This is a genomic window from Burkholderia thailandensis E264, assembly GCF_000012365.1.
Lineage (GTDB): Bacteria > Pseudomonadota > Gammaproteobacteria > Burkholderiales > Burkholderiaceae > Burkholderia > Burkholderia thailandensis.
In genome coordinates, this window is record NC_007651.1 from 2349704 (window position 1) to 2361781 (window position 12078).

Genomic DNA, 12078 nt, shown 5'->3' on the forward strand with positions numbered 1-12078 from the left:
CCGGGCTGATCGATTGAGGGTGGGGGTATATGGTTTTTAATATGGACATAAAGGAGCGTCAAGAGCGGCGCATTCGAGTCGCCGCGCGCGGCGCGGACGATTCGCGACGGGCGAGCGGCGCGGACGGCGAGTGACGAGCTTGCGGTGCAAGCGCGCAAAGGCGCGCCGATGAGGATCGCGAAAAGGATGGCGAAAAGGCGCGCAAAAAGGAATTCGAAAAGGAGTTCGAAAAAGGGGCGGCAAGAAGGGGGGCAAAAAATGGATGGCGAGAGAAGAGGGTGAAACGAGCGACGAAAATAGGTCGATACGGCGACGTGCAAAGGAGGCCAAACCGGTAACGCGGCGGCCGCGCACATCGGCGCGCCGGACCGGGGCGTCACGCGTGTCGATGCGCGTCGGCGCAATGTTGTCGTTGTGCGTCGCGCGCGAGGGCGTCGCCGATTCCGCATCGATTTCGGCAAGCGGCCCGGCCGTGCGGAACGCGGTGAACGAGCGACGTCGCGCGGTTCGCCGCAAATCGTCGTGCGGGCAGGACGACCGTTCGCCCGATACGCGCGACGTGCGGCGGGACGCATGTCGATTTCGTCGAATGCCGCAGCGCGGCAGCGGCAAGATCCGGCATGCGTTACGCGTGTGTCGCGGTGCGACTGTCGCTTCCCGCGCGAACGAGCGTTCCAAACGTTCGTTTGACGCCCGCGCGCGGGGCGCTCCAGTCGGTTTCGCGGGGCGAGTTCAGTCCTCGATCCGCAATCCGACCTTCAGCGTCACTTGCCAGTGAATCACCTGATCGCCTTCGATATGTCCGCGCATGTCGGTGACTTCGAACCAGTGCAGATTGCGCATGGTTTTCGCCGCCTTCGAGATGGCGTTGCGAATCGCGTCGTCGCTCGACTGGCGCGACGAGCCGGTGAGTTCGAGCAGCTTGTAGACGTGGTCGTTCATGGCGTTCTCCGGTGAGTCGTTCGACGTTCGGGCCAGCGGGCAAGGCGCACATCCGGCATTCCCGCGCATGCCTTCTTGAGTGATAGGTATGATGGGCGGCAACTTCAACCGGTATTCGAACGAGAGGAAAGGGGAAGACGTGGACGTAGGATTTTGCGGTCCGGGGTTGATGGGCGCGCCGATGATCCGGCATCTGCTGTCGGCGGGCCATCGGGTGCATGTATGGAACCGCACGCGCGCGAAGGCCGATGCGCTCGCCGCGCACGGCGCGCAGGTCGTCGACACGCCGGCCGAGCTTGCCGCGCGCGCGCAGACGGTGATGCTGTGCGTGCTCGATGCGCAAGCGGTTGGCGACGTCGTGTTCGGCGCATCCGGCGTGCTCGCGGGCGACGCCGCCGCGCGCTGTGTGACGCGCATCGTCGATCATTCGAGCATACCGCCCGCGGCGACGCGCGCGTATGCGGCGCGCGCGGCGGCGCTTGGCGCGAGTTGGGTCGACGCACCCGTGTCGGGCGGCGTGCCGGGCGCCGAGGCGGGCACGCTCGCGGTGATGGCGGGTGGCGCGCAGGCGGATGTCGACGCAGTGCGCGGGCTGATCGGCGCGTACGCATCGCGCGTCACGCATCTCGGCGATGCGGGCGCGGGGCAGACGGCGAAGCTCTGCAATCAGGCGATCGTGACGGCGAGCGTCACGGCGATCGCGGAGGCAGTGGGGCTCGCGCAGGCGAGCGGCATCGATGCGGCGCGCCTTGCCGAAGCGCTCGCGGGCGGCTGGGCGGATTCCGTGCTGCTGCAGACGTTCGTGCCGCGGATGACGAGCACGGGCCATCCGCCGATCGGCGCGCTGAAGACGTTCCAGAAGGATGTCGATGCAATTGCCGATGCGGCGCGCGATGCGGGGGCGGTGATGCCCGTTGCCGCGACCGTGCAGCAGGTGCTGCGGCTCGGCGCGGCGATGGGGCTTGCGCAAGCCGATTTCGCGGCGTTCATCGACATCGTGCGGCCGCAGGCGAAGCGCGGCGAGTGACACGCGAGGGCGAATGCGCTTGCGCCGCGCCGGTGCGCGCGGATCGCGTCGAGAAGCGCGCCGAAAGACACGCATGCCGCCGCGCAAGGCGGCGTTGGGATGAATGAAGAACGGGCCGTTTGAAACGGCCCGTTTTCATGTTGGCGGGAATTACAGCGAGCGGGGCGTGGTATCGCCGGCGTTCGGCTGTCCGATTCCGCTTCGCAATCCGGCCTTCACGCCCGCGCCAAATTCGGGCAGGATGCGCGCGCGGGCGCGGCTCGCGAACACGAGGAAGCCGAACCCGTTCGCTTCATACCAGTAGCCGCCGTTTTCAAGCCCGTCGAGCGGCTGCTCGAGCGCGTTGGCAATCGATTCGATGCAGCGCTTGCGCAACTCGACGATCGCGGGATACGGCGGCTGCGCGCCGCGCACGCTGCAAAGCAGGACGTCGAGGCCGGGCAGCACGTGCGCGTAGAGCACGGGCTCGTCCTGCGCGCGCGCGCGCGCGATCTTCGTGTCGAGCTGGGCGAACGGTTTCGCATGGCGCAGTACCGCGAGGAACGATTCCTGGCCGTCCGGTTGCGCGCGTCGGCGTTTTTTCGGGAAGGACATAAACACTCGCCTCAAAAACAATTGCAAGAAATGCGGCATCCTCATGCGACCCACTCCCGGCTATGCGCGCCGCGTGTCGATCTTTTATAGCATACGAAAATGCCGGCTTCACGAAGTTCGCCGATGCGTTCTTGCCGTGCGTCGTCCGAACCGGGTGAGAGCCTACGATCGCCAAAGCCAGCGCTTCTGCGCCTGCACTGTCGTTGAGTCTCCATGATAGACCCGGTAGCGCCGCGCGTGCGTCAGAACGTCGCAAAAAATGATGCGGGTATTCTCTGCCTTGCGGGCGCCGCGCCGCCGGAAACCGTCCGGACGACGAAAAAAAAGGTTCATCGCAGAAAACCGTGGAGCCTTGGAGAACGATTGCGTAACCTGACGCCTGATTTTATGGATGTCAGGAGGCGGAATTGCTCGATCGCAAGGCACTTCAGGCACTAGGTTGCTGGACAGGCTATCGGCTGGAGCGGGTGGAGTGGCCGCAGGGCGATAGCCGCACGCTGTCGCTCTACCTGAAGCCGGTCAGTCGGATCATGTACTGCGAGCAATGCGGTGCGCGTTGCCAGCAGATTCATGAAACGACCGTACGGCGGGTACGTGATCTGCCGTTGTTCGAGTACCGGGTGGTGCTGCACGTGCCTCGACGCCGAGTCTGGTGCGAACGCTGCGGCGCAGCGCGGCTGGAGAAGCTGGACTGGCTGGGCCGCTACCAGCGGGTGACGGAGCGGTTTGCCCAGGCCTGCGAGAAGTTGCTGCAGGCCGCCAGCGTACAGGCCGTGGCGGCCTTCTACGATCTGGGCTGGCACACGGTCAAATCGATCGACAAGATGCGCTTGCGCGCGCGCGTGGCCGAACCGGACTGGTCGACGATCCGTTATCTGGCGATGGACGAGTTCGCGCTCCATAAAGGCCATCGCTACGCCACGGTGGTGGTTGATCCGATCGGCCGGCAGGTCCTCTGGGTTGGGCCCGGACGGTCACGCGAGACGGCGCGCGCCTTCTTCGAACAACTCCCCGAAGGCGTGGCCGAGCGCATCGAAGCGGTCGCAATCGACATGACCACGGCCTATGAGCTGGAGATCAAGGAACAGTGCCCGCAGGCGGAAATCGTCTTTGACCTGTACCACGTCGTGGCCAAGTACGGTCGCGAGGTGATCGATCGGGTACGGGTGGATCAGGCCAACCAACTGCGACATGACAAGCCGGCCCGCAAGGTTCTGAAGTCCAGTCGCTGGTTGCTGCTGCGCAACCGTCATAACCTGAAGCCAGAACAGGCCGTGCATCTGAAGGAACTGCTGGCGGCCAATCAGTCGCTGTTATGCGTCTATGTGCTGCGCGACGAGCTCAAACGGCTCTGGTTCTACCGCAAGCCGGCCTGCGCGGAAAAGGCTTGGGGGCAATGGTTCGAACAGGCTCAGCAAAGCGGGATCGCCGCCTTGCAAAAGTTCGCCCAGCGCTTGCAGGGTTACTGGCACGGAATCGTGGCCCGCTGCCGCCATCCGCTCAATACCAGCGTCGTCGAAGGCATCAACAACACGATCAAGGTCATCAAGCGCCGAGCTTACGGGTACCGCGACGAGCAATACTTCTTCCTCAAGATCCGCGCCGCGTTCCCCGGGATTCCGCGATGAACCAAAAAAAAGCCCGCGCGCGGCGGGCTTCGTGGCGATCGTGCGGCGCGTGCGTTCAGCGCTGCTTCAGCGAATCGCGAATCTCGCGCAGCAGCAGCACGTCCTCGGGCGTCGCGGCGGGCGCGGCTTCTTCCGGCTTGCGCAGCTTGTTGATGAACTTGACCATCAGGAAGATGATGAACGCGAGAATGATGAAGTTGATCAGCACGGTGATGAACGAGCCGTAGCCGAACGTGGCGACGCCCGCCGCCTGCAGATCCTTGAACGATTCCGGATTGCCCTTGAACGATGCGGGAATCTGCCCGAGCAGCACGAATTTGTTCGAGAAATCCAGGCCGCCCGTCAGCACGCCGATGACGGGCATGATGAGATCTTTCACCACCGAATCGACGATCTTCGAAAACGCTCCGCCGATGATCACGCCGATGGCGAGATCCATGACGTTGCCCTTGACGGCGAATTCCTTGAATTCCTTGATGATGCTCATGGGCGGCTTGCTCCTGTCGAAAATGAAATGAGGTGCGGCGCAACGATTCGTTACGGCATGTTGATGGCCGTCATCATAACGAACCCGATCCTTTATCGATAGTTCATCTGAAAAATCTTGACAAAGGGGCGCGCAAAAAAATGGGCCGTTTCCGGCCCATTTCGTCGTTTCCGTCGCCCGTCGTCAACCGTTGTTGCTCCAATCGTCGCCACTGCTGCCGAGATCGATGCCGCCGCCGTCCGAGCCGCCGCTGTCCCAGCTGTCACCCTGGCCGAAGTCGATGCCCGGATCGGCGCCCGCGCGGCGCCGCGCTTCGTCGTCGACGATCACTTCGCGCTCGATCACGCGGTCGCGGCCGTTCGACATCGCCTGGCCGAGCAGCACGCCCGTGAGCAGGCCGCCCATGCCGCCGCCGAAGCCGCCGCCTTGCTGGATCACGACGGGCGGTTGCTGTTGCGGTTGCGGCGGATAGGGCGAGTAGGGCGGCTGGCCCTGCGCGCCCGTCAACCGATCGGCCTCCTGAGCAAACACCGAGCCTGTTTGTCCAGGGGCGTTCGCCGCGGCCGAGGCCGCGCCCGGGTCCGGGCGGCCCTCGACGCGCGCCTTCAGGCTCGCGAACTGTTTCTCCAGTTCGTCGAGCCGGTACGGCGGCACCGGATTCTGGCCGTTCGACAGCGTCTCGACGAGTTCGCGCGCCTGTGCTTCGAGCGCCTCGATCTCGCCGTTGAGCGCGCCGGCGCCCGGTGCCGTCGACAGTCGCGCGTCGAGCTTGAGCGGGCGCACGTCGTTGAGGACGTCGGTTGCGCGCTTGAGCTGCGCGCGACGTTCGTCGCCGGCGCGCTGATCGTCCGCCGAGCGCGCGCGGCGCAGCGTTCGGCGCAGCACGAGCACGATCGCGCCGATCAGCACCGCGAAGCCGATCCACATGCCCGCCGACGGACCGCGGTGCGCGGGCGCCGCAGGCGCGGCGGCGAATTGCGATTGGGCCTGGCCCTGCGTTTGCGGCGCGACGAGCATGCCGCCCGAGGTCGCCGAGCGCGAGCTCTGCGCGGACGTCGCGCGGCGCGCGTCGGCGCGCACGCGCGCTTCCGTCTGCGCGAAGCGTGACGGATCGGTGAAGCGCAATTGCGGATCGAGCGATTTCGCGCGCTCGATCTGCGCGAGCGCTTCGGCGGGGCGGCCTTCGCGATCGAGCACCTGGCCGTACAGATAGCGGGCGCGCGCGTTGTCCGGGTATGCGTCGATCACCTGAGAGAGCTGCGCGTCGGCGCGCTGCCAGTTGCCTTGCGCGATCGATTGCTGGATTTGCTGCAGCGACGGCACCGCCGCGTTCGCGGCGGCCGACACGAGGATCAACGACAATCCGACGGCTGCGAGAAGCTTTTTCATGATCGGTTCGGGCGCTCGGCCCGTCTCCTTGCGGATGTTCGCGGCGCGACGGTGGGGCGAAGCGAGCGCGCCCGCGCCGCCGCGCCGCGAAGCGCCGGCTGGCGGAGCCGCCGTTATTGGGCCGGCGTGTTCAGTTGCTTTTTCAGCGCTTCGAGGCGGTCCTCGACGGACGGGCCCTTGTTCAGCGCCGCGAGCTTGTCGTCGAGCGCGCGGCCGCTGTTCGTGTCGGCCGAGTTCAGGCGCGCATCCGAGCGCGCGTTCGACAGCGCGACCTTGTCCTCGAGCTTCTGGAAATCCTCGGACAGGTTCTTGCCGCCGATCCCGCCGAGCGCGGTGGCCGCGACGTCCTTCGCCTGCGCGATTTCCTGCTTCGCCTGCAGGATGTTCGAGCGCGCGTTCAGGTCGTTGCGGCGCGCACGCATGTCGGCGATCTGGCCTTTGAGCTTGTCGACCGACGGCTCGAGCGTGTCGAGCTCGCGCGCGAGCGCGTCGCGCTCGGCCTCGGCGTTCGCCTGCGCGGCGAGCGCTTCGCGCGCAAGGGCTTCGTCGCCCGATTGCAGCGCGCGCTTCGCGCCGTCCTCATACTTCTTCGCGCGCTCGTCGGCGGTGTCGCGCTTGCTGCGTTGCGTCGCGACCTGCGCTTCGATCTCGATCAGCGAGTTTTCCGCGCGGCCGATGCTGTCGTCGAGCTCCCGCACGATCTGTCGCGCGTCGCGCGACGGATCCTGCACCGAGTCCGCCGCATCGTTCAGCAGACCTTTGATCGTGCGCGAAATAGAGTCGAAAAGCGACATGGATTCCTCCGTAAGTGATGAACGATGCGCGTACCGTGGGCGACGCTTCGCCGCGGCGCGGGCGCGCTGCGTCGGCGGATATTACACCACCGGTTCGCTTAAACACCGCTTAAACGCCGCTCGAACGCCGGCCCGGGCGGGGCGGCGCGCGCTGGCCGCCGCGACCGAAAATATGGCCGCCGGCGGCCATTTCCAGTGAGGCGCGCGCGATTTTTCCGCGTCGGCGCCTTTCGGAATGAAAGAAAGCGTCGCATCGGGCTCCGCCTTCATCATAGGCGGCGTTCGCGGCGCACGACGGTGCGCGGCGCAACGGATTGGAGGATTTTTTACAAAAAATCCTAAAGACGGGCCATCGATTTCATTAAAATGCGCTGTCACGCTGCGGACCGGACAGCCGTATGGACCGACGCGCGCCGGGATCCGTCGACGTGATACGCTCCACGACGCTACGTCCATCGATTCCACGCACGCGCTCAGCGCGTGCTCGAGGCGCGCCTCGTGCGCCGCCCATCCGACATGCCTATTATCAAACGACCGCCTTCCTCCCGCGCCACGAACGAGCACCATTATTCGCTACGACGTTCGCCCGCCGGCGCTTATTACACCGATGACGACGATGGCGACGACCACGCGTCGCGCCGCACGAACCGCGACGGCGGCTCGCGCACGTTCGGCTCGCGCGTCGCGCTGTGGTTCGTCGGGCTTTTCGCGACGCTGCTCGTCGTCGGCGCGCTGATCGTCGGCTATGCGCTCGTCGTGATGGGGCCGCAGTTGCCGTCGCTCGACGCGCTCACGAACTACCAGCCGAAGGTGCCGTTGCGCGTGTACAGCGCGGACCACGTGCTGCTCGGCGAATTCGGCGAGGAGCGCCGCAGCCTCGTGCGCTTCGCGGACATCCCGGACGTGATGAAGAAGGCGGTGCTCGCGATCGAGGATTACCGTTTCTACGAGCACGGCGGCGTCGACTTCGTCGGCATTCTCCGCGCGGGCGTGGCCGACCTGCTGCACGGCGGCGCGCGGCAGGGCGCGAGCACGATCACGATGCAGGTCGCGCGCAACTTCTTCCTGTCGAGCGAGAAGACGTATACGCGCAAGATCTACGAGATGCTGCTCGCATACAAGATCGAGCGCGCGCTGACGAAGGACCAGATCCTCGAGCTGTACATGAACCAGATCTATCTGGGCCAGCGTGCGTACGGCTTCGCGGCCGCCGCGCGCGTGTACTTCGGCAAGGACCTGAAGGACATCACGCTCGCCGAGGCGGCGATGCTCGCGGGGCTGCCGAAGGCGCCGTCCGCGTACAACCCGGTCGTCAACCCGAAGCGTGCGAAGGTGCGCCAGGAATATATCCTGAAGCGGATGCTCGAGATCGGCTACATCACGCAGCAGCAGTACGACCAGGCGGTGAAGGAGGAAATCCACGTGCGCACGCCGGGCAACCAGTACGCGGTGCACGGCGAATACGTGGCCGAAATGGTGCGGCAGATGATGTACGCGCAGTATAAGGACGAGACCTACACGCGCGGCCTCACCGTCACGACGACGATCAACGCGGCCGACCAGGAGGCCGCGTACCAGGCGGTGCGCCGCGGAATCATGGATTACGAGCGTCGCCACGGCTATCGCGGGCCGGAAGGCTTCGTCGCGCTGCCGCCCGCGGGCGACGGGCGCGACGAGGCGATCGACGACGCGCTCGCCGACCATCCGGACAACGGCGATCTGCAGTCGGCCGTCGTGCTCGCCGCATCGCCCGCGGCGCTCGACGTGCAGTTCGTCGGCGGCGCGACGGCGACGATCAACGCCGCCGGGCTGCGCTTCGCGGCGGGCGCGTTGAGCTCACGCGCGTCGGCCGCGCTGAAGATCAAGCCGGGCTCGATCGTGCGCGTGATGAAGGATGCGAAGGGCGCGTGGCAGATCGTGCAGTTGCCGCAAGTCGAAGGCGCGCTCGTGGCGGTCGCGCCGCAGGACGGCGCAATCCGCTCGCTCGTCGGCGGCTTCGATTTCAACAAGAGCAAGTTCAACCACGTGACGCAGGCGTGGCGGCAGCCGGGTTCGTCGTTCAAGCCGTTCATCTATTCGGCGTCGCTCGAAAAGGGTCTCGGGCCCGCGACGATCATCAACGACGCGCCGCTCTATTTTCCGCCGAGCGTGCCGGGCGGCCAGCCGTGGGAGCCGAAGGACGACGATCAGCCGGACGGCCCGATGTCGATGCGCACCGCGTTGCAGCGCTCGAAGAACCTCGTGTCGATCCGGATTCTCGCGTCGATCGGCACGTCGTATGCGCAGGACTACGTGACGAAGCGCTTCGGCTTCGATCCCGCGAAGACGCCGCCGTATCTGCCGATGGCGCTCGGCGCGGGCCTCGTCACGCCGCTGCAGCTCGCGGCCGGCTACGCGGTGTTCGCGAACGGCGGCTACAAGGTCGATCCGTATCTGATCGCCGAAGTCGACGACGCGCGCGGCCAGGCGCTGCAAAAGGCGCAGCCGGTGGTCGCGGGCGCGAGCGCGACGCGCACGATCGACGCGCGCAACGCATACGTGATGAACAGCTTGCTGCACACCGTCGCGACGGCGGGCACGGGCGCCGGCACGAACGCGCTCGGCCGGGGCGACCTGCAGGGCAAGACGGGTACGACGAACGACGCGAAGGACGGCTGGTTCGCCGGCTACCAGCAATCGCTCGTCGCGGTCGCGTGGATGGGCTTCGATCAGCCGAGGAGCCTCGGCAGCCGCGAATTCGGCGCGCAGTTGGCGCTGCCGATCTGGGTGAACTACATGCGCACCGCGCTTTCGGGCGTGCCGGAGCAGCAGATGGCGATGCCGGACGGGCTGACGACGATCGACGGCGAACTGTATTACGCGGATCGCACGCCGGGCGCGGGCTTCATCGCGAACGTCGATTTCAACCCGGCCGCGAGCCCGACCGTGAGCGCGAACGATGCGCTCGGCTCGGCGGGCGCCGCAGGGCTCACGCCGCCGCCGGTGACGCCGGAGGAGAAGCGGCAGATCATCGACATGTTCGAAGGCAACAAGCCTTGAACGAATGCCGGTGCGTCGGTCGCATGACACAAGACGGGTGCCGGCGGCACCCGTTTTTTTGCTGGTGCGGGTTCGCGGATGGCGGTTGCCGATGTCGCGGCGCAGTTGCGCCAGGGGGGCGGCGCCGTCTCGGGCGGTATCGGAAAGGGAGGGGGCTGCGCGATCGCGACGACGTGCGTGTGATCCGCTCGGCGCGATCCGCTCAGAACGACGCGCAAACGCGCGTCAGCACGAGCCCGACCGATTGCTGACGAAACCGCCCGATGTACGCGCGGCGGATGGCGGCGAGGCCGTCGAGCGTCGCGGGCGAGTCGGGCGCGACGATACGGATCACGAAGCTTTCCTCGTGCACGATGCGGCCCGTATCGCGATCGAGCCACTGGCCGCGCGTGTCCCATGTCGTGAGCCCGTCGGGAAAGCGCGGCGTGACCACGTCGGCGACGAAGCGCGCTCGCTCGGTGTCGGTGACGGGGCCGCGGCCGGCGATGTCGCGGCCGAACAACAGGTCCGCCTGCAGTTCGCGCGTGCCGCCCGCTCGCGCGCAGCGCGCATCGCCCGAAGCCGACGGCGGCGAAGTCGCGCAGCCCGGCAGCGCGGCAATGGCGGCGATCAGCGTGATGCCGCCGATCCATGTCGAATGAGAAGCGCGCATCGTCGACCCTCGTCGGTGATCTTGGTTGATCGACCGCGCAAGTGCGCGTGACGTGATCGGCGCCGATCGCGCCGGCACGCCGCCGCATCCGAGGGCGCCGCTGCAAAGCGCTGCGCGCTCAAGCACTTACGCAGTTCTCCGGCTGCTTATCAACAAGCCTGTCAACACGATCTGTGGAAAACCCGGGACTCGACTCGGCGCGCGGCCGACGCGATTCGATCGTGCAACGCGCGGCGCCTGCGCGGGCGAATCGAATCGGATCAAGCGGTTAGCGCCGCTGCCCCATGCTTATCAACAGCCCTTTCAACAAAAACTGGGGATAACCGCATCGCTTTGCGCGCCTGCCGCGCGAGCCGTCGACGCATTTCGCGGCGCTCCCGGAAAACGCCGCGCGATCAACGCGTTAGCGCGCTTGTTCGCGGCTTTTCAACATGCTCTTCAACACGAACTGGGGATAACCGGCGTCACGGCCACGACATGCGATGCAGCCGAGCATGCTCGAGATGCGTGGCGAGCGCCGTCGAATCGATGTTGGTGCCCGACAGCAGCACGCCAACACGCTTGCCTTGCAGCGACTCGCGCAACGGCCCGAGGAGGGCGGCCGTCGCGGCCGCGCACGCGGGCTCGACCGCCACTTTCAGATGCGTGAACAAATAGAGCATCGCCGCTCGCAGCGCGTCGTCCGAGACGGTGACGATCCGGTCGACATGGCGGCGGCACAGCTCGTAGCTGTACTCCTCGGTGTGCGGCGCCATCAGCGAATCGGCGATCGTATGCATCGCGCCCATGCGGACCGGGCGATTCGCGGCGAAGCTGCGGCTCATCACATCCGCACCTTCCGGCTCGACGCCGTACACGTGCACGCGCGGATTCGCAAGCCGCAGCGCGGTCGAGGTGCCCGCGGCGAGGCCGCCGCCGCCGATCGGCACGATCACCGCATCGAGGTCGGGCGTCTGCGTCGCCCATTCGTAGCCGAGCGTCGCGGTGCCGAGAATCGTGTGATAGCCGTTGAACGGATGCACGAAGAAGCGGCCTTCCTCGGCCTCGATTCGCCGGACGATCTCGAACGCGTCGGCGGGGCTCGACGCCATCACGACCTCCGCGCGGTACTGGTGGCAGAGCTCGACGCGCGCCGGGCTCGCGGTGTCGAACATCACGACCTTCGCGCTCGTGCCGAGCCGCATCGCCGCATAAGCGACGGCCGCCGCATGATTGCCCGCCGACACGCAGGTGACGCCCGCGCGCTTTCTGTCCTCGCCGAGCGCGAGCAGGTTCGTGAACGCGCCGCGCGCCTTGAAGCTGCCGCTCGCCTGCAGCAGCTCGAACTTGAAGTTCACGTGCGTGTTGTCGAGCGATGGCAGATCGGCGCGCTCGAACACCGGCGTACGCGTGACCCACGGCGTGAGCGCGAAGTGCTGCGCGGCGATTTCGTCGAGCGTCGGAATCGGCTCGCCGTTGATCGTCAGATGAGCGGGGCGGTGGGGTGAGGTCGACATGTGCGTGCGCGTATCGATGACGGAGGCCGG

At 66.5% G+C, this 12078-nt stretch carries 12 protein-coding genes; 4 read left to right on the top strand and 8 right to left on the bottom strand.

Going from position 1 to position 12078, the window contains the following annotated elements:
* Positions 1-36 precede the first annotated feature (36 nt).
* Both BTH_RS33915 and BTH_RS22815 read right to left on the bottom strand, forming a co-directional pair.
* Entirely contained in the window at positions 37-678 is a 642-nt protein-coding gene (locus tag BTH_RS33915; RefSeq protein WP_127462262.1) for a hypothetical protein, read from the bottom strand.
* Between the two features lie 54 nt (positions 679-732).
* On the bottom strand, positions 733-942 hold the full coding sequence (locus tag BTH_RS22815) for a dodecin (protein WP_009890522.1): 210 nt from the start codon (positions 940-942) through the stop codon (positions 733-735).
* An 88-nt stretch (positions 943-1030) separates the two neighbouring features.
* Between BTH_RS22815 and BTH_RS22820 the strand changes: the two genes are divergently transcribed.
* Positions 1031-1969 (top strand): NAD(P)-dependent oxidoreductase, encoded by a 939-nt coding sequence (locus tag BTH_RS22820; RefSeq protein WP_038707961.1) that lies wholly within the window; start codon positions 1031-1033, stop codon positions 1967-1969.
* 150 nt (positions 1970-2119) lie between these two features.
* Here BTH_RS22820 and BTH_RS22825 read toward each other — a convergent pair whose 3' ends face one another.
* Entirely contained in the window at positions 2120-2563 is a 444-nt protein-coding gene (locus BTH_RS22825) for a hypothetical protein (protein WP_009890525.1), read from the bottom strand.
* Positions 2564-2970: 407 nt separating this feature from the next.
* Here BTH_RS22825 and BTH_RS22830 point away from each other — a divergent pair, with 407 nt between their 5' ends.
* On the top strand, positions 2971-4191 hold the full coding sequence (locus BTH_RS22830; protein ID WP_011400919.1) for an ISL3-like element ISBma1 family transposase: 1221 nt from the start codon (positions 2971-2973) through the stop codon (positions 4189-4191).
* Positions 4192-4246: 55 nt separating this feature from the next.
* Here BTH_RS22830 and mscL read toward each other — a convergent pair whose 3' ends face one another.
* The 3 genes from mscL to BTH_RS22845 all read right to left on the bottom strand — a co-directional run bounded on the left by mscL (position 4247) and on the right by BTH_RS22845 (position 6861).
* Positions 4247-4678, bottom strand: a complete 432-nt coding sequence (gene mscL, locus BTH_RS22835; protein WP_004192898.1) for a large conductance mechanosensitive channel protein MscL — start codon at positions 4676-4678, stop codon at positions 4247-4249.
* A 183-nt stretch (positions 4679-4861) separates the two neighbouring features.
* Positions 4862-6067 (bottom strand): tetratricopeptide repeat protein, encoded by a 1206-nt coding sequence (locus BTH_RS22840; RefSeq protein WP_009890543.1) that lies wholly within the window; start codon positions 6065-6067, stop codon positions 4862-4864.
* Positions 6068-6180: 113 nt separating this feature from the next.
* The gene (locus BTH_RS22845) at positions 6181-6861 is read right to left on the bottom strand and encodes a PspA/IM30 family protein (RefSeq protein WP_004521233.1); all 681 of its coding nucleotides are present in this window, start codon (positions 6859-6861) and stop codon (positions 6181-6183) included.
* Between BTH_RS22845 and BTH_RS35295 the strand changes: the two genes are divergently transcribed.
* Both BTH_RS35295 and BTH_RS22850 read left to right on the top strand, forming a co-directional pair.
* Complete coding sequence (locus tag BTH_RS35295) at positions 6860-7060, top strand: hypothetical protein (protein WP_162465428.1); 201 nt, start codon at positions 6860-6862, stop codon at positions 7058-7060. The two genes, BTH_RS22845 and BTH_RS35295, sit on opposite strands and share 2 nt — an antisense overlap.
* 317 nt (positions 7061-7377) lie before the next feature.
* Positions 7378-9900, top strand: coding sequence for a penicillin-binding protein 1A (locus BTH_RS22850; RefSeq protein WP_011402255.1), 2523 nt, complete (start codon positions 7378-7380; stop codon positions 9898-9900).
* Between the two features lie 202 nt (positions 9901-10102).
* On the opposite strand, the gene BTH_RS22855 is transcribed toward BTH_RS22850, so the two are convergent.
* The gene (locus BTH_RS22855; RefSeq protein ID WP_009890548.1) at positions 10103-10552 is read right to left on the bottom strand and encodes a DUF3574 domain-containing protein; all 450 of its coding nucleotides are present in this window, start codon (positions 10550-10552) and stop codon (positions 10103-10105) included.
* 464 nt (positions 10553-11016) lie between these two features.
* Positions 11017-12048, bottom strand: a complete 1032-nt coding sequence (locus BTH_RS22860) for a threonine/serine dehydratase (RefSeq protein WP_009890549.1) — start codon at positions 12046-12048, stop codon at positions 11017-11019.
* Positions 12049-12078 lie beyond the last annotated feature (30 nt).